Source organism: Microbulbifer harenosus, from assembly GCF_005771435.1.
Lineage (GTDB): Bacteria > Pseudomonadota > Gammaproteobacteria > Pseudomonadales > Cellvibrionaceae > Microbulbifer > Microbulbifer harenosus.
The window spans coordinates 95,711-114,292 of record NZ_VANI01000018.1 but is presented as its reverse complement, the minus strand read 5'-3'; the positions used below and the strand labels follow the sequence as shown (position 1 = coordinate 114,292).

Annotated in this window: 10 protein-coding genes; 5 read left to right on the top strand and 5 right to left on the bottom strand. The window is 56.2% G+C overall.

The window, feature by feature from the left end:
- Window positions 1–137: 137 nt before the first annotated feature.
- The 3 genes from tnpC to tnpA form a co-directional block, all read right to left on the bottom strand.
- Complete coding sequence (gene tnpC / locus FDY93_RS16260; RefSeq protein ID WP_138236817.1) at window positions 138–1,670, bottom strand: IS66 family transposase; 1,533 nt, start codon at window positions 1,668–1,670, stop codon at window positions 138–140.
- Between the two features lie 85 nt (window positions 1,671–1,755).
- Window positions 1,756–2,067 carry an IS66 family insertion sequence element accessory protein TnpB gene (tnpB, locus tag FDY93_RS16255; protein WP_220446223.1) on the bottom strand — a complete coding sequence of 104 codons (312 nt, stop codon included), beginning with the start codon at window positions 2,065–2,067 and terminating at the stop codon, window positions 1,756–1,758.
- A gap of 20 nt (window positions 2,068–2,087) precedes the next feature.
- Complete coding sequence (tnpA, locus tag FDY93_RS16250) at window positions 2,088–2,420, bottom strand: IS66-like element accessory protein TnpA (protein ID WP_138236815.1); 333 nt, start codon at window positions 2,418–2,420, stop codon at window positions 2,088–2,090.
- 540 nt (window positions 2,421–2,960) lie between these two features.
- Between tnpA and FDY93_RS16240 the strand changes: the two genes are divergently transcribed.
- The gene (locus tag FDY93_RS16240; RefSeq protein ID WP_138236814.1) at window positions 2,961–3,614 is read left to right on the top strand and encodes a hypothetical protein; all 654 of its coding nucleotides are present in this window, start codon (window positions 2,961–2,963) and stop codon (window positions 3,612–3,614) included.
- 64 nt (window positions 3,615–3,678) lie between these two features.
- Here FDY93_RS16240 and FDY93_RS16235 read toward each other — a convergent pair whose 3' ends face one another.
- Both FDY93_RS16235 and pgi read right to left on the bottom strand, forming a co-directional pair.
- Complete coding sequence (locus FDY93_RS16235; protein WP_138236813.1) at window positions 3,679–5,043, bottom strand: glycoside hydrolase 5 family protein; 1,365 nt, start codon at window positions 5,041–5,043, stop codon at window positions 3,679–3,681.
- 36 nt (window positions 5,044–5,079) lie between these two features.
- Window positions 5,080–6,714: a glucose-6-phosphate isomerase gene (pgi, locus tag FDY93_RS16230; protein ID WP_138236812.1), complete on the bottom strand. Its 1,635-nt coding sequence runs from the start codon at window positions 6,712–6,714 to the stop codon at window positions 5,080–5,082.
- Between the two features lie 510 nt (window positions 6,715–7,224).
- On the opposite strand from pgi, the gene FDY93_RS16225 reads away from it, so the two are divergent.
- From FDY93_RS16225 to FDY93_RS16210, 4 genes are all read left to right on the top strand, one after another.
- Window positions 7,225–10,128: a TonB-dependent receptor gene (locus FDY93_RS16225; protein WP_246068617.1), complete on the top strand. Its 2,904-nt coding sequence runs from the start codon at window positions 7,225–7,227 to the stop codon at window positions 10,126–10,128.
- A 416-nt stretch (window positions 10,129–10,544) separates the two neighbouring features.
- Window positions 10,545–13,865: a X2-like carbohydrate binding domain-containing protein gene (locus tag FDY93_RS16220; protein WP_171019016.1), complete on the top strand. Its 3,321-nt coding sequence runs from the start codon at window positions 10,545–10,547 to the stop codon at window positions 13,863–13,865.
- Window positions 13,866–14,009: 144 nt separating this feature from the next.
- Window positions 14,010–15,239 carry a glycoside hydrolase family 27 protein gene (locus FDY93_RS16215; RefSeq protein ID WP_138236810.1) on the top strand — a complete coding sequence of 410 codons (1,230 nt, stop codon included), beginning with the start codon at window positions 14,010–14,012 and terminating at the stop codon, window positions 15,237–15,239.
- A 280-nt stretch (window positions 15,240–15,519) separates the two neighbouring features.
- Window positions 15,520–18,546 carry a TonB-dependent receptor gene (locus FDY93_RS16210; RefSeq protein WP_138236809.1) on the top strand — a complete coding sequence of 1,009 codons (3,027 nt, stop codon included), beginning with the start codon at window positions 15,520–15,522 and terminating at the stop codon, window positions 18,544–18,546.
- Window positions 18,547–18,582: the final 36 nt, after the last annotated feature.

The following is an 18,582-nucleotide window of genomic DNA, read 5'->3' as shown; positions in this document are numbered from 1 at the left end:
TTTAGTGATGGGTAAGTTTGCATTAGCGGCAGTACTTCCGCAAACATCACAAGCTGAAATAGAGGGTCAACCGGCATTCTGGAAATTTTCGCCAAAAATAGGTTAACTTTTTGTTTTCTAAAGTAAGCGTCCGGGCATCACACCTTGTCAGCGATCGCCCAGTTATGAGGCAGTAATTCGCCAATGGCACTCGCGCGCTGCGTCGGCAATCGTTGCATCACATCTTTCAGATACGCATAGGGATCATGACCATTCAGCTTGGCTGACTGGATCAGGCTCATGATCGCTGCCGCACGCTGGCCACTACGCAAGCTGCCGGCGAACAGCCAGTTGCTACGCCCCAAGGCCCACGGTCGGATCTGGTTTTCGACATGGTTGTTGTCGATGGGAACAGCGCCGTCGTCGCAGTAGCGCGTCAGCGCCTGCCAACGCTTGAGACTGTAATCTATGGCTTTGGCGGTCGCCGATCCATTGGGCATCTTTTGTCGGTGCTGCATCAGCCACTGGTGGAGGCTTTCCAGGATTGGCTTTGAATGTTCCTGACGCAGCTGCTTTCTCGCTTCAGCGGTAAGCGCTTTGGCTTCCCGCTCGATGTCATAGAGCCTCTGTATTTGTTGCAATGCCTGTTCGGCGATCTGGCTTTTGTTCGCCAAGTGCAGGTCGTAGAACTTCCGGCGAGCATGGGCCATGCAGCCGATCTCGGTAATGCCGCTACTGAAGCCGGCTTTGTAGCCACTGTAGTCGTCACACACCAGCTTGCCCTGCCAGCCTTCGAGGAAGGTGCGCGCATTGGCACCGGCACGGGTCTCCGCGAAGTCATAGACCACGGCGTTGACGGTTGCCGTCGAGGTACTGCAGTAAGCCCAGATATACGCACGGTGCGTTTTCTTTTTGCCCGGTGCCAGCATGGGCACCGGGGTTTCATCCGCGTGGAGAACCGGCTGCTGCAGCAGTTCTTTGCGCAGTGCATCAACCAGGGGTTGCAAGGCAACACCGCAGCGACCAACCCACTCCGCCAAGGTGGAACGGGAGATGGCTAGACCAGCGCGGGCAAAGATCTTCTCCTGCCGGTAGAGCGGCAGGTGATCGGCGTATTTGGCGATCAGCAGGTGTGCCAACAGACCACTGGTGGGGATACCCTTGTCGATGATCTGTGGCGGCACTGGTGCCTGGGTAATGCGCTCGCAACGTTTACAGGCCCACTTTCCGCGGATATGGCGTTCTACGGTGAAGGTGCCCGGGGTGTAATCAAGCTTTTCACTGACGTCTTCACCGATGCGCTGGAGCTGACAACCACAGTCGCACTGAGTGTTGTCCGGCTCGTGCTCAATGATCTGGCGCGGCAGCTCGGGAGGAAGTGGCGACCGTTTGGGTTGACGCTTCGCAGGCTGAGGAGTTGAAGCAGCGGATCTGATTAGCTCCATCTCTACAGCGGCGATATCGGCTTGCACCAGCTCGTCCAGCAGGCTGGTCTGGTGGGCATTGAGTGCTTCGCTGCTCTTGCCGAAGTGATGGCGCTTGAGGATGGCGAGTTCGTGTTTGAGTTTGTCGTTCAGCAGCTGCTGGTTATGAAGCCGCTTTTTGTCTTCCGCCGACTCAGCAAGCAACTGCGCCGCGAGTTGGCGCAGCTGGTTGGCATTGAGACTGTTGAGATCGGGCGGTGTTGTCATGGCCGGCATCCTGCCAGATTTCACCGCCCATGGTGATTACCAGATAGGACGTTTTGACGGCTGTGTTGGCCACAGAAAGGGGCTGCTAGAGTAGAGCAATCCGGTGATCGCGACCGACCTGGTGCCAGGGCAGCCCGATCACCAGTGCCTGCAGCTGTTCCGCTGTCAGGGCAACCCGTTCGCCTTGCCAGGGCTTGCCCCAAACAAAGCTACCCTGGTGCAGGCGACGCGCCGCCAACCACAAGCCAAAGCCATCGTGCACCAGAACCTTCATGCGGTTACCGCGTTTGTTGGCAAACAGGTAGGCACTATGGGGCTTAGCTTCACCGAACACCTGCACGACACGGGCCAGCGCCGTATCCGGCCCAGCGCGCATATCCATTGGTTCGGTGGCCATCCAGATCTCATCGAACTGGATCACGCTTGCAATGCCCGGAGCCAGGGAATGGCACGGTCGATCTGGGCAAGCGGCCAGCGCACCTTGATGCCGGCCAATTCAAAGACCACGTCGTCTGCCACCCCAGGCGGTGCGGGCAGTGGTACTGGAACAAACTTCTGTTCGGCAGGCTTCTGTTTACCCTCGGCTTCGCGCCGCCACTTGTGGATCAGGTTGGCATTGATCCCATGCTGGAGGGCAACACTCGCGACGGACGTACCGGGCTCTTGGCAAGCTCTGAGAATCTTGGCCTTAAGCTCCGGGGAATGCCGGCGACGCTTAACGGGAGTCTTAACGGGGATGATGTCACTCATAATAGGTGTCCACTTGTTGATAGGTGGACACCTAAATTACAGCGCGGAAATCGGATTGAAAGACGGGATTACCGGACGGTTACGATATTGAGTCCAAGTTTGAATCCGATGCAACCATGCGCGTCATCAACGTACCACATATTCACTCGTGGCTTGCACCAGTTATTTACACGTTACCATTGCAGTTGCTGAGCTATTACGCGGCAATTATTAAGGGTACGGATGTAGATCAGCCGCGTAACCTAGCTAAAAGTGTTACGGTTGAATAGTGAGCTGGGGACTTGCGAATGTTCAGTCTAAATTTGCACAAGTATAATTAAAAGAACGATAGTAAGTCACACTGTCGCTACCACTTAAGGTAATTCGAAAAAATTCATTGCCGCCACGTGCCTATATAGTGAGCTCAGATTTTCATTCCTGTCTCTTAGTGTAATTATCGCCGATTTCACTAGCGGTGGTCTGACTTCTAATGGAGTTTTTGGGTGAGCCATTGAGTTGGTAGGTTTTTGATAGATTGTCGTGTATGGAGGGCGTAAGATTTTGATTAGTCAAAATGAGTTTTTTATCGAGTGTCGTTTGAAAATTGAGCGAGCCGTATCTGTATTTCATAAGGATGATTTTTTGCCTAGTGGAGGTTGGCGAGATTACTGGATCATATCATTATGGTGGATGCTGCCCGCAGCAGCGTATGTTTTCGTGGTTGAGTGGTTTCGGGGATTCAGAGCGGTGGATTATTTCGACACTGCGATGAGTCAGGGGGTTAGTCCTGAGCTTTGGAATGTGATCGGCGTTTTTGGATTTACGTCTCTGGGGTTTGGTATTTTTACAGTAAATTTTCCATGTTTACATACTGTATTTATAAGAAGTGCCAACAAGCTATTACTCATCGCGTTCGATATTGGGCTTCTATCGTTTGGTATTATATTGAGTAAGGTAATTCTTGCATTTGGTGACGCTGAAATTACTTCGTGGAAAACGTGGTTTTTCGGTATCGGTGCTTTCGTTTTTCTTCCTGTAGTTTTTGCTCTGAATACTATACTTTGGTATCTTGCTACGATTATTCATAATCAGGGAACTGCCGATATGTGTTCTCCTATCATGCGCAGTTTTGCTCGGCTTAGTGGTCTTACTCGTTCCATTCTTGGAGTGGTGGTGATTACGGTGCCTATTTGTTTCCTCTTGTTGGAACGATGAAGCACCCATTATGTTATTTTCTCAAGCAAAGTGGCAGGTATTCTCCTGCCACTTTGCCTTTAACTTAATGAGTGCCAGCCGTTTTCTCTGACGGATTCAGCTTGGATGCATGCGCCTGAATAATTTCCAGCGTGCTCCTATCGCTGTCGAAAACAGAGTTGAGTCCCTGCGGCTCCTGAGGTGGGTCGCCGAGAAAATCATTGCCCGGTTGCCAGATATATTCTGGATTCCCGCTGCGGCCGTAACCGCTGAAGGTCCAGAAATTGGAGCCGGCGAAGGGGCCGTCTTCGGCAATATCCTGTTCAATGCGGGCGTAAATGGCGGTGAGGAAACGGTCGCGGTATTCGGTGCCGCTGTCCGGTGAGAAACTGCCTCCATCGCGCTCCACCCCAAATTCTTCCAGTACCAGCGGCTTGTTCAGGTCGTCGGCGATCTGCGCGTGAGAGTCGAGATAGCGGGTGGCCTTTTCCAGTGCGCTCCCGTAGGTCTGCTCTGGGTTCGTCGCATCGAACCATCCCCAGTTCTTGATCCACAGATGCACAGTGAGATAGTCGATGGCATCGCTGGCGTGGGCTCTCACATACACTTCTGCCTGCTCCTGGCTGCCGGCCAGCCCCTCACTGCCGCTGCTTACCAGCTGGCTCGGCGCCAATGATTTGATAGCGGCGGCGGAGTTGTGTACCCAGCGGATATAGTCGGCGGCGCGCTCGGGATCGTAGTTGGCGCCGCCGGAGCGGGGTTCATTGGCGAGCTGCCAGGCCATGATGGTGGGGTCGTTCTTGTACGTTTTTCCCGTAACGGAATTCACTCGTTCGATCAGGCTGCCGGCGGCCTTCAGGTACTGCTGCTGGCAGGGCGCACAGCGATAAAAGTCTGTGGTGTTTTCGATATATTCGTCCCACTTGCCGCTGATATCCGGATCGTCCAGTGCGATGTCTTCATGCCACACCAGGTATTGCGACATACCTCCGGACCACTGCCAGAAATTGGTGAGGTACAGCACCGCCTTCATATCCCTTGCCGCCATTTCTGCCAGTAGAATATCCAGGCCTGCTTGCAGGTCCGCATCGTACTCGTTTGGCGCGCTGATGACTGCGGGTGAAACACTGCGGGAATGTGCACTCTGCTCAGACAGTGCAAGTACTCTCAGATTGGTAATGCCGCGTGCGCGCAACAGGTCCAGCTCGCGAATCAGGCGCGTTTTATCCGTTGCCGCTAGATAAGCGCCGTACCAGTAGTTAGTACCCACATAGTGATAGGGCGCTCCCGCAAGCTGGAATTTTCCATCCTGTACCTGCACGAAGGCACTCGGTGCGGCGGTCGTGGAACTGACATTGATGTCAGCCGTGCAGGCGCCGAGGGCAAGACTGCCGACAATAGCGCTGGCAGTGGTCGCTCTGAGTCTGAAAGAAAGGGCATTTATTTTCATCAGTTTTTCTCTCTTCATTTTTGGTTGTGGGGGGATTCAGCTCTGGTTGCGCGCGGCTTTGTAGCGGGCAAGCAGCGCGTTGGTGCTGGCATCGAATCGCTGGCATTCACCAGTAGATGCGATTTCCGGTAGTAAGTCATCGCAGATCTGCTTGCCCAGTTCAACGCCCCACTGGTCGAAGGCGTTGATATCCCACAGTACGCTCTGCGCGAACACCTTGTGTTCGTAGAGTGCGATCAGTGCGCCGAGACGGGAGGGGGAGAGTTGGTCCGTGAGCAGCGTATTGCTGGGGCGATTGCCCGGCATCACCTTGTGCGGGGCCAGTGCATCGGCTTGCTTTTCGTCCATGCCGGTGGCGAGCAGCTCGTCGCGCGCCTGCTGCAGATTTTTGCCCACCATGAGCGCGCGGCTCTGGCTCAAACAGTTGGCGACCAGCAGGTCGTGGTGATTTCCGGTTGGGTTGTGGCTTTTTAGTGGCAGGATAAAGTCCACCGGTACCAGAATGTTGCCTTGGTGCAACAACTGATGGAAGGAGTGCTGACCGTTGGTGCCCTCGGTACCCCAGATGATCGGAGATGCAGGCTGTGGAAACGGCTCCCCATCCATGTGCACGGATTTGCCGTTGCTCTCCATATCCAGCTGTTGCACATAACTGGGGAATTCCCGCAGGTAGTGGTCGTAGGGTAGCAGTGCGAGGGTGTCAGCACCCCAGAAGTTCTGGTACCAGAAGCTCAGCAGCGCGAGTATTACTGGCATGTTCTGCGCGAGTGGCGCCAGCTGGAAGTGGTTATCCATGGCCGCCGCACCGTGCAGAAACTCTTCAAACCGGTCGCTGCCGATGGCCAGCGCCAGTGGCAAACCGATGGCGGACCAGATGGAGTAACGGCCGCCCACCCAGTCCCACATGGGAAAAGTATGTTCGGGAGGGATGCCGAACTCGGCGATGCGATCGATGGCGGTGCTCACGGCAGCGAAATGGTTTGCTACTGCATCCCTGTTGCCGGTCTTTTCCAGCAGCCAGCTTCGCGCGGTTTGCGCGTTTGCCAGGGTTTCCTGGGTGGTAAAGGTTTTTGAGGCGACGATGAACAGCGTTGTTTCCGGGTCGGCACCGCGCAGTTTTTCCGCCAGATCACTGGCGTCCACATTTGAGACAAACTGTACACGGATGCCCGGTTTATGGTAGGGCGTCAGCGCCAGGTTTGCCATGGCTGGCCCCAGATGCGAGCCGCCGATGCCGATATTGATGATATTGGTCAGCGGTTTGCCGGTGATGCCGTGGATTTCTCCTCGGTGCAGCGCGTCGGTGAAATTGGCAATTTTTTTCCACGCGTTGCGGATTTCTTGTTGTTCGCCTGTGAGACCCGGCCGTGGGCTGCGCAGCAGGGTGTGGAGCACCTGACGCTGTTCGGTGCGGTTGATGACGTCGCCGCGGAACATGGCGTCAATTTTCTGGGGCAACTGTCGAGCTTCCGCCAGCGTCTGTAGCGCAACCAGCGCTTCATTGTCGATGCGGTTCTTGCTGTAGTCGAGGGTCAGGCCGGCGGTGCTCAGGGTCATCTGATCCGCGCGCTGTGGGGACTCCGCAAACAGCGTGTTCAGCGAGGTCTGCGCGAGCCGGGCGCGGGCGCTTTGCAGTAACTGCCACGGCGTCGTGGAGGCGGGGTGTGTCATAGATTGGATTCCTGTGTTGTTCTCGATGTCTGGTCCCGACGCTTGGGTTGCCGCCAGTGTGGTTTGAGGAATCGTACCGGTACCCGCCTGCGGGGGCAGGAATTCTTGATCCCGCTTACGGGAATGGCGCTACTGTCTGCTATTGAAACAGATTGTGTAACCGGTTACACCTGGTTCTGCGGGTTTTGTAACGAATCTGTGTGCTTTTATGGGGCGTTATTCGGCGCCCTGTAAAAGGTTTGCACTGTCGGCGTGCTTGTAATAAAGTCGAAATGGAACCGGTTACATGGTGCGCTCGTACTTCGAACAAGTGCAGGCCGTATAGCCAGACGGAAGAAGAGAGTAAATGAAAGGGCTTAGGGCCCATTTGTCTTTGAAGTTTTGTAACCGGTTACATTTTCGGGCGAAAAGACCGCCCGGAAGTTGGCGTTATGATGAGGTATCGCGCCATCCGGCCCCTGATGCGGGGTACGGGACAGCTACAAGATAATAAACAATGAGGGAAACCAAATGTTGGCTAAGAAACTTCCGTTTGCCCAGGCCGTCCTGGCATCCAGTATTGCGGCCTGCGGTGTGTCGGTATCGCCGCTAGTGGCAGCCCAGGAAGACCAGGCGCTGGAAGAGGTGATCGTGCAGGGCATTCGTATGTCCCAGGAGACCGCGATCAATACCAAGCGCGATGCCTCTTCCATCGTCGACTCCATTGTGGCGGAAGACATCGGCAAACTGCCGGATGTCACCATCTCCGACTCTCTGCAGCGGATTACCGGTATCCAGATCCGCCGCTCCGCCGGTGAGGGCAGCTCCATCAACGTGCGCGGTATGCCGCAGGTGATGACCACGCTGAACGGCGAGTCCTATATGGGAGCGGGTTCGGTGACCACCGTACAGCCCAATTTCAACGATATTCCCGCGCCGCTGTTTGCCGGCGCCGATGTCTACAAGTCGCCCACCGCGTCCCAGCTCTCTGGCGGCATCACCGGTATGGTTAACCTCCGTACCCATCGCCCGATGGACTTCGACAGCGGCGTGACCACGGCCTTCTCGGCAGAGGGGCAGACCGGCCGCGACTCTGAAGAAACCGATAGCTCCCTGTCCGGGTTATTCGCCTGGAACAATGATCGCGTAGGCACGCTGCTGTCCGTCTCTGCTTCCAACGTCAACCTCGCCAACTATTACATGGGCATGGCCGGCGGCGGTTCCGATGCGGGCTGGTCCGGGATGCCGTCGGAAGCGGGCACCGATGCAGACAACTGGAATTACCACGGTAACGACATGAATGGCGATGGCGACCTGGATGACAGCTACATCGCCTATCAGGGCCACAGCGCCTACAACCAGTTTGTCGAGCGCGAACGTCTCGGCCTGAACGGCTCGCTGCAGGCAGACCTGGGCAACGGCTTCGATGTGGTCGCAGAATTCTTCTATACGCAGATGGATGAACACGATCGCAGCGCCGGTATTGCCATCTCCGACAAATGGCAGCAGTGGGGTTGGGCCGATCCGGTGGTTTCCTCCCAGGCCGCCGATCATATCAACACCGTGCAGGTATACGAGGCCAATGGTCGTCGCCTGAAATCCTATTCCGATGTCAAAGTAACCGAGTCCGAGTCCACCAACGTCAACATTGAACTGAACTACGACAACGGCGGTGCCTTTATCGGCAGCGCGCGTCTGGTATACGGCGAGGCAGAGCAGAGCCGTCTGAACAGCTATGTGGATATCGACATGGCGGACGGCAGCCAGTGGGGTGTGCAGTATCCGCAGTATGCAGGCGGCGCTCAGGCCAGTAACCCGGGCGGTTACAGCGACCCTTACCAGTCCATCACTGTGGATTATCGCGGCGATCAGCCACACTGGAGCGGTGTGCCGGATCTTGTCAGGAATCTCGACGGCTACTCCATTGGTGCGGTGTCTTCGGAAAACAACTACGACCGCGAAGGCGATATGACCATCGCCCGTTTCGATGGCTCCTACGAATTTGCCGAACAGAACTTCTTCACTTCGATGGACGCCGGCTTGCGATACTCCGATCGCGGCGCGGAAAATACCCAGTACCACCTGCTGGCTCCGATTGGCGATGACGGTTGCCTGGTGCGCTGGAAGGCCACCGACGTGGTTATGAGTGGCGGTGCCTGCTCCTTTGGCGACGGTGATGGTACCTACTATACCGCCGGCAAACCGATCTCCCTGGCGTCCTTCGGCAGCGATGTACAGTGGGTCACCGACTTCGGTGGCGTGACAGGTATTCCCGGTGTGTACACCCTGAACCCATCCGCCATGGACAACGTGCTGGCGTTCCAGAATTCGCTTTACGCCAACAATCAGCGGGCTGTGATCCCCGGCCAGACCTATGCCGTGAATCTGCAGGAAACCTCCGCTTACCTGCAAGCCAATTTTGAAACCGAGCTGGGCGTACCGGTAACCGGCAACGTAGGCCTGCGTGCGGTACAGACCGATCTCGAAGTGGAGCAGCGCGTCGTGGGCAGTTCCCGTGACTACGGTGCACCGGAAGTGGATGGCGGCGCCTTTGTCACCAGCCGCTCCTACACCGACCTGCTGCCGAGCCTGAACCTGGCGTTTGACCTGCGCGAGGACCTGATTCTGCGCGCGGCCTATGCCAAAACCACCTCCCCGCTGAATCTGGAACAGTGGGGTGGCGGCCTGTCGCCAACCTACGCGATTAATTCAGAAACCGGCGTGTTTGAAGTGATCGGAGCCAACGCCAATGGCAACCCGGAACTGGACCCCTGGCGCGCGGACAATTTTGATCTGTCGCTCGAGTACTACACCGGTAATTCCGGCATGGTGAGTATCGGTCTGTTCCTGGTGGAAGTGGACAGCTTTATCGAGAGCGGCACGATACAAATGGACCTGCCGGACCAGGATGGCGTGGTGCGCCGCACCACCGATGTGCAAACCAATGTACAGGGCGATGGCGGTGAGCTGAGTGGTGTGGAAGTAGCGGTAAAACAGGCCTTCGACTTCCTACCCGGCGTCTGGGGTAACTTCGGTGTGGATGCCAACTTCACTTATTCCCCCAGCGATTCCGGTAAAAAGGATATCGACGGCAATGACCTGCCGTTTGTAGACAACTCGGAAAAACTCGCCAACTTTGTCGGTTGGTATCAGGACGACAAACTGCAAGCACGTATCGCCTACAACTACCGCAGTGAGCGGGTGGTGGCCTTTGATCAGGTCTGGGGCACGCCCGGGTTGACCCTGATGCAGGCACCCACCGCTTATGTGGATGCATCCGTCAGTTACGACATCAACGACGATATCACCGTGTATCTGAACGGCTCCAATCTCACAGGAGAAACGGAGGATTACTACCTCCAGTGGGAAAATCAGAAGGCCTGGCAGAGTGTTTATGAACCTCGCTACACCCTGGGTGTGCGCGCCAGATTCTGATGTTTGTGCGCAATCCTCTACCGGCACGGCGTCCGGAGAGGATTGCATCTCTCCTTACCGCACGTCAGACATTCTGACATTGGCCTCCGGTTCGCCGGAGGCATTTTTACGCGGCTGCTTTCAGTATTGGTTCCATTGCGAACACCCTAAAAAGCGAATTAATAATTTTTGTTTGCGCGCCTGATCGTGCAAACCGAAAAAGCGTGTCTATCCATACGCAAAATTCAGCGGTACTAAAAACGATATTTTCCGTGCGCGGGTCACTGCGCATCAGGGATTGTGGTGCTTCAAAGGAATGAATCCTATCGTGTGTTAGCCGGGCAGGAAGTAATTGCTTGCGTGAATCGAGAGAAGCGCGCGCAGTTAACGGTCAACTCACTCCGTACTCAAAACCAATAAAAGTAATGGTGAGTGAAATGTTAAGAAGAAAAACCGGGCTACCCTTGGTGGTTGCCACCTTATTGTCGTTACCAATAATGGCCCAGGCCGATACCTGTTCCGCGCCCGCGTGGGATGCCGGCAACCAATATGTCGGTGGTGAACTGGTCACCTACGACAGTGCGCACTTCAAGGCCAAGTGGTGGATCAAGGATTCGCCGCCCGACCGCAGCCAGCAGTGGGGGCCCTGGGAATTTATCGAGGACTGCATCGCCGGTGGCGACCCCGAACCTGATCCCGACCCGGTACCGGTGGTTTCGCCGGCGACCCGCAGCTTTAATCTGGCCAACGGTGCCGATGCGGTATTCAACCTGAATACCGATGGCGACACCCTGATGTCCGTGGAAAACACTACGCTGAGTGCCTCACTCGATGGTAATGAATTCTCGCTGAATGGATTTGACCTGGTACTGAGCGCCGATTACCTCAGCACTCTGGCGCCGGGCAGTTACCGTTTTCAATTGAACTTCGCCAGCGCCGCGCCGCTTACGGTTTCTATAAACGTCGTGGACGTAAACAGTGATGCGCAGACCCTGCCGGTAACCGATGCGGTACTCAGTGGTGGTGCCGGGCTGAACGGTGGGCAGATCGACCTGCAGCATGGCAGCGCAGTGTGGAATTTTTACGCGAGCATGTCCGGCGAATATGTTGTCGAGTTTGACTATCAATCGCCCCACGGTGAAAAGGAAAACACCTTTTTCGTGGGCAGCAGCAGTCAGCAGGTGCTCTCTCAAGTTACCAGCACAACGGAAACCGTCACAATGACCGTCAACCTCAGCGCTGGCGAGCAACAGCTGGGTGTCGACGGCGGTGGCAACAACTGGGGCTATATATTCCTGGAGCAAGTCCGGGTTACCCCTTCGGAAGTGGTGCCGGAAGATCCCGCGATCAGCCCCGCGTCCCGCAATCTGGTCCTCGGCAGTGGGGAATCCGTCAGTTACAGTCTGAACCGCGGTTCCTACAGCTTCGACAGCGTTACTCTGGGCGGCACCAGCCTGCAGCAGGGCACGGACTATTCGGTGAGCGCCAGTAGCCTGACCCTCAATAGCGGGTTTGTCGGCAGCCTTTCTCTGGGAGTCCACAGCTTTAACGCACATTTTGCAGACAGCCAGTTGGGCAACAAGTCCGTCGGCTTTGAGCTGCGCCTGGACAGTGCACCGGTAGAAATGCCACAGATCACCCCGGATAGTCAGACGGTCAATGTGGATGCACCCACGGCACTGAGTTTTGCGGTAGATGCTGGCAGCTTTACTTTCAGTGGCTTGCAGGCAGACGGACTAGTATTGGAAAGCGGCAGCGACTACAGCTGGGACAACGGCAGTCTCACGCTGAACGAATCCTACATCGGGACTCTCATTAGCGGGCAGACCGTGAATCTTTCCGCACTCTTTGACAGTGCCGATCACGGCGAGGCTTCAGCCAGTTTCCTGGTGACAGCCATGCAGGCGCTGACCGGTGATTGCTTCGATGCCACCGACGTAACGCTCGAGGGTGGCGCCGAGATAGATGGCGATCGGGCAAAACTCAATGGTGAAATTGGCAGTGCGGCCTACTGGACCTTCAGCCTCGACAAGGCTGGACAGTATCAGGTGGTTCTCACCTACAGCACCGAAGGCGGAAGCAAGTATGTTTCCTATAGGCTGGATGAAGGTGGTATTGCGGGAATGCTATGGCCGGATACCCCGCCAGAAACGCCTGCAGAAAAAACTTTCGTTCACTCACTGAGTGCGGGTGTACACAGCGCGGGTATCACCAATCGCAATGGCGATTGGGGCTGGGCGAGCGTGCACAACTTGTGTGTCAATTTTCTGGGCAGCCTCGATATTCTCTCCCCACAGCCATTTGACGATCTTTCCAGCGGTAGTGATATCGTGGTGGATTTTGATAAGGGCGGAGCCGGAGCGCTGACCTATTCTGTCAACGGCGGCAGTACCCAGACATACAATGGTGAAAGTCCTCTGACCATTCCCAGTAGCGGTGATGGTCTTTACGATCTGGAATTTGGCGTAGCCGGAACCAATCTGAAAAAATCCCTGCGAGTACAGGTGGGTGAGGCTCAGGGGCCCTTCTACGTGGATACTCTGGGTACCCAGTTTGCGCTGGGTAATCGCCCCTTCTACTTTAACGGCTCCAACCAGTACTACCTGATGTACAAGCCGGAGGCGATGACCGAGGACTTCTTCAAACGCGCCCATCATCTGGGCATGACCTCGGTGCGGACCTGGATGTTCTGTAACGACAGCAAAACCCATGACGGTGTCTGTATCAACATGAAGACCGGCGACGGCTTCCTGTTGACCAAAGCTGAACGTACAGCCGAGGAGCAGGCGATTGTGGATCGCAGTTTCGAACTGTTCGACAACTATGTGGCCCTGGCCCACCAGTACGACATCAAACTGGTGTTGTCACTGGCGGATCATTGGAACTATTTCGGTAGCCTGGAGACCTACGGCTCAAACCACTATTCCAACCCGGAATCCATCGCGAACTTCAAGGCCTTCATCACCGAGCTTCTACAGCACCACAATCCACTCACCGGTTACACCTATGCGGAAGACCCGGCGATCATGATGTGGGAGGTGGCCAATGAGCCCCGTTGTGCCAGCGGCTGTGATGCGGAAATCTTCCGCAACTGGGCTGACGAAATGTCACGCCATATCAAATCACTGGCCCCCAACCATCTGGTTTCACTGGGTACGGAATCTTCCTTCGGTCACAACGGAACTGGCGATGACTTCGACTTTGTCACTACCGTGAACGATCTGCCGACCATTGACGCCGTCAGTGCCCATATGTACCCCACTGCGTGGAATATGTCGGACGACGAAGTGCTGGCAAATATCGACCTGTTGGCGGAAGTGGGGCGTGCTCTGAACAAGCCTACCTATCTTGGCGAATTCAGCTGGCCTGTTGCATCGGAGGCCTCAGTGGCGGAAGACCTGCAAACCCGATATGACCGGTTTGTGGATTGGTTTGCCAAGGCCGAAGAGCATCAGGATGTAATCGGCGGTCTGCATGCTTGGCAGTTGTCCGGGCTCGAATGGGGCAACGGCGGCACGCCACTGGATGGCTGTCAGTGGTGCGCGGGGCCATATGGTGAACCCACGGGTGCCTGGACCGCGAATAACGATGGCTACCAGATGTACTGTGCCATCACGCCGGAAGAGCAGACCCTGACAGAGACCGGCGCGCCGGGCTCCAACAAAGAGGGCAATACCATTCATATCGACCTGCACAAACCGGTGTGCGACCTGTTGATGGAACGCTCGGATTTCTACCGGGCACTGAACCAGCAGTAACCTATAACTCTCAGAATAGGCCGTGCGCCTGGTCTTGGGCCGGGCGCATTGTCACGATCCAACCGGTGTCTTTTTGCACTTTCAAATGGAGGGCAACATCTGAAGCGACCTTTTACTTTTCTACGATTTACGAGGTATAGAAAAATGCGAGCAACAACCCACAAGACTTTATTGTCCTCAGTGCTGATTGCACTGGCCGCCCTGTTCAGCCATGCCGCCAGCGCCGTCAAGTCGCCGGGACTGGCGGATACACCGCCCATGGGGTGGAACAGCTGGAACCATTTCGACTGCGAGATCAATGAGCAGATCATTCGCGATACCGCCGATGCCATGGTCGAGAGTGGCATGAAAGACGCCGGCTACGAATACATCAATATCGACGACTGCTGGCACGAAGAACGGGACGCGCAAGGCAATATCCAGCCGAGCAAAGAGCATTTCCCCTCGGGCATGAAAGTGCTCGCGGATTACGTGCACAAGAAAGGGCTGAAACTCGGAATATACTCCGACGCCGGCGCCACTACCTGCGCGGGGCGCCCGGGCAGCCGTGGGCATGAATATCAGGATGCACTCACCTACGCCCACTGGGGTATCGACTATGTGAAATACGACTGGTGCGATACCGAAAACATCAATCCCATCGGCGCCTACACCACCATGCGCGATGCCATCCACGCGTCCGGGCGGCCGATGCTGCTGAGTATTTGCGAGTGGGGCGACAACAAGCCCTGGGATTGGGCCACAGATATCGGCCACACCTGGCGTACCACCGGCGATATCTACCCCTGCTGGGACTGTGAATTCAGCCACGGCTCCTGGTCGTCCTGGGGGGTGTTGCGCATCCTCGACAAGCAGGAAGGCCTGCGCAAGTATGCCGGCCCCGGTCACTGGAACGATATGGACATGCTGGAGGTGGGCAATGGCATGACCGCGGACGAAGACCGCGCGCACTTCTCCATCTGGGCCATGCTCGCATCGCCGCTGATTGCCGGCAACGACCTGCGCACCATGAGTGAACAGACCCGCCAGATCCTCACCAACCGCGACATCATCGCTCTGAATCAGGATGCGCTGGGCATCCAGGCGATGAAATATATCGACGAGGGCGATCTGGAAATCTGGGTGAAACCCTTGGCGGGCGGCGACTGGGGCTTCATGTTCCTGAATCGCGCGGATATCGCGCAAAAGTACCGCCACGACTGGCGTGCACATCTGGTGAAGGATGACATCAGCAACCACCAGATCGACTTCGCGCAGACCACTTTCCATTGGCGAGACCTGTGGCAGGACCGCGAGGGTGACACCCGCAAACCGCTGGCCGCAGAAATTCCTGCGCACGGGGTGGTGGTGCTGCGGCTGACGCCCGTGGATTGAATGTTATGTACCGGGGCGATGGGGCGTCCCGGTTCCTGCTCGGAGTGAGAATAAGAAGAAATTTCCGCCAAAAATGAAACCGGTTACTGTAATCGGTTACACAAAGGCGCAGTTTGTGATTAAGTAGCGCCGGGGACGATATAAAGATAAGCAAAGTGCCTCGATGTATCCGCCCGGAAACGCTTCAGAACCGCGAGTGTCCACAGTGGCCCGCGGTTGGCTCGTGCCCTAATTTCGATAAAACCATAACCAGTAAATTAGCGAAGATAGAGAGAAAATAATGAAGAATAAATTGACCAGAAATCCGCTATCCGTTTGGGTGGCCGCACTGTCTCTTGGGGTAGCGGTAGTACCGGCAGGTGCCCAGGAATCCGATGGCCGCTCAGAAGCCGAGGTCGGAGAGGCGATGGAACAGATCGAAGTGACCGGTATCCGCGCTTCACAGAGACAGTCCGTGGATGTCAAACGCAACTCGGAAGTGATCGTCGATTCCATTGTCGCCGAAGATATCGGCAAACTGCCTGACGTTACCATCGCCGACTCGCTGCAACGGGTAACTGGGGTGCAGATCCAGCGCACTGCCGGTGAGGGCACCAGCCTCAACGTGCGCGGTATGCTGCAGGTTCTAACCACCCTGAATGGCGAACAATTCCTGAGCCCCTGGACCATAACCGATGTCGGGGCCAATTACTCCGATATTCCCGCCTCCATGATTTCCGGAGTGGATGTGTACAAATCGCAGGGCGCAGCGCTGTCCGCCGGCGGTATTTCCGGGGTAGTGGATTTGAAAACCCGCAACCCGCGGGATCTGGAGTCGGGCTGGACCGGTGCGATGAATGTCGAAGGTTCCCAGGGTTCCATCACCGAAGACGATAACTACAGCGCCGATACCTTTGTCGGCTTCAATGGTGAGCGCTTCGGCTTCACCCTGGGCGCGTTCAAGTCCAACAGCAATTCCGCCAACTACCAGATCTGGGAGGATATGCGCCTTGGTTTTGTCAACGCCGGTGGCGATCCGCTGGACCTGAATGGGAACGGCGATCTCAACGACCGCTACCTGGTACCGGGGGGCTACGGGGTAAACGCCTATGTGATGGAGCGGGAGCGCGAAGGTTACGCGGGCTCCTTCCAGTTCGATATTTCTCCGAGTCTCGAACTCAGTGCCGATGTGTTCTACACCAAGATGGATCAGTTTGACCGCGGTGTAGAAACCAACTTCAACGGCATGAACAGCGACAATTACGATGTGTTGCGCCCGGGAACCATCACCAGCCGGGAAGTGGTTCTGCCGGCGGAGGGAGACACACCCGAGCGGGTCATCAACTCGCTACAGGTTGCCGTGGTGGAGGCACCGGATTTCCAGGCCACGACCCAGAGTATTCAGAATCATACCGATGCGCTCAACGCGAATATCGAATTGAAGTTCGACAACGGCGGCCCCTTCACCGGCTCCCTGCGCTACGTGCGCGGCAAGGCGGAAAAAACCTATGAAAAAGCCGTTTTCCAGCAGGGGACCCCGGAGTGGTACTGGGTGGATGAGGATGGCGATGGCATGGACGATCCGGTGGAACCCTTCTGGGTCACCGTGGATTTCCGCGATGAATATCCCTCCTTCCTGTTTGACGAAGATCTCTCCGGCACAGACCGGCTGAATCTGTTCCAGGGATTTGGCGAGGGCACGGAACAGGAAGCCACACTGGATGTATTCCGCGCGGACGGCAGCTACCAGTTCGATATCGCCAGCTTCACTTCGGTCGATTTTGGTCTGCGCCACGGCCGCCGCGATGTGGAGAGCCAGCGCTTTATTTATATGACACCGACGGGTTACTACTCCACCTGGGCGGACCCCAACGTGCCGGAAGAACTGTGGTACCAGCCGCTGCCGGGTGACTTCGTATGGCAGCAATACCCGGACTGGAACGATTTCGCCGGCAACGCACAACTGGGTATCGAGCCGTTCGATGCGTTGCGCGATATGTTGATTTCCTACAACGACTTTGGCCCCTTCAAAGGCTGGGGCGATGGGGTGGCGGCGCTTGACCCCAAAGCGCTGGATGACGTTAACGGTTTTATGAACTTTCTCTATCCGGGAGCGCAGCGCTTCGTCGACCCCTCGCGCGCCTACTCTGTCACCGAGGACGAGACGTCCGCGTATGGGCAACTGAATTTTGCCAACGAAAGTGGTGTGTTCGGCATTCCGTTTGAGGGCAACCTGGGGTTGCGTGTCGTCGAAACCCGGCGCGAAGTGGTGAATGCCGTGTACGATCAGCAGGCGGTACCGGAGGAGGGCAACTACTATGGTGGTGGCTATCCCGCCACCTACGGTCAGCCGCAGGGCTGGCAGATCATGTACAAGAGCCTGGGTACTGAAACCACCAAGACTTCCTTCACCGATGTGCTGCCTTCGGCGAATATCAACTTCTTCCCGCGGGAAGATGTGATTGTCCGCTTCGGCTATGCCGAAACCATGTCGCGCAACGATCTGGTCAACGTGGGGGAGGGCGAGACTCTCTGGTATCAGGAGTATCGTGTCTACACACCGGACGGCAATCAGGTGGATGAGAATGGTGAAAGGTACAAAATGGTGACCAGCCCCGGCGGGGGCAACCATCAGGGTAATCCCCACGTCAAGCCGTGGCGCGCCAACAACTACAACGTTTCCACCGAGTGGTACTTCGGCGAGGGCGGCATACTCGGTCTCGGCCTGTTCCTGATCGAAGTGGAAAGTGCCACCCAGACGCTGCAGGAGGCGCGCGCCTACCCGGACTCCGATGGCGTGGTGCGGCGCACCGCCAATATCTGGACCACAAAAAATGTTCCCGCATCGGATCTCAAAGGATTCGAAGTGGGTTACAAACAGGCGTTTCGATCGCTGCCGGGCCTGCTGGCGAATACCGGCATCGAGGCAAACTATACCTATTCGGATAACGATTCCGGCAGCGTCGACCTGGTTGGCAACAGCTTTCCGCTCAATTCCAATTCCAAGCACCAGGCCAATATGATTCTCTGGTATCAGGGCGATAGATTGAGCACGCGGCTTGCCTACAACTGGCGCAGCGACATCTTCCAGGGCGAGGCGGGCCTGAACACCAATGAGGCTCCTATCAGTCTCGGCAACTGGGCAGAAGCTGCGGGTTACCTGGATGCGTCGATCAACTACGATCTGTTCGATAACGTTTCCGTGTATCTGCAGGGAACCAATCTGACCGAGACCAACTATCGCAACTACGCGCAGTTCGAAAGCCAGCTGCGGTCAATCAATGTGCAGGAGCGCCGTCTGGCATTGGGAGTGCGTATGCGGATGTAATTACATCGTCAGGAGGATGCTATTCACCCGGCAATC

Coding starts and splice junctions, on each gene's coding strand:
- tnpB (WP_220446223.1), bottom strand. CDS start 2,067: ATGGCCACCGAACCAATGGATATGCGCGCTGGGCCGGATACGGCGCTG.
- FDY93_RS16235 (WP_138236813.1), bottom strand. CDS start 5,043: ATGAAAATAAATGCCCTTTCTTTCAGACTCAGAGCGACCACTGCCAGC.
- FDY93_RS16220 (WP_171019016.1), top strand. CDS start 10,545: ATGTTAAGAAGAAAAACCGGGCTACCCTTGGTGGTTGCCACCTTATTG.
- tnpC (WP_138236817.1), bottom strand. CDS start 1,670: ATGACAACACCGCCCGATCTCAACAGTCTCAATGCCAACCAGCTGCGC.
- FDY93_RS16210 (WP_138236809.1), top strand. CDS start 15,520: ATGAAGAATAAATTGACCAGAAATCCGCTATCCGTTTGGGTGGCCGCA.
- FDY93_RS16215 (WP_138236810.1), top strand. CDS start 14,010: ATGCGAGCAACAACCCACAAGACTTTATTGTCCTCAGTGCTGATTGCA.
- pgi (WP_138236812.1), bottom strand. CDS start 6,714: ATGACACACCCCGCCTCCACGACGCCGTGGCAGTTACTGCAAAGCGCC.
- FDY93_RS16225 (WP_246068617.1), top strand. CDS start 7,225: ATGTTGGCTAAGAAACTTCCGTTTGCCCAGGCCGTCCTGGCATCCAGT.
- tnpA (WP_138236815.1), bottom strand. CDS start 2,420: ATGAGTGACATCATCCCCGTTAAGACTCCCGTTAAGCGTCGCCGGCAT.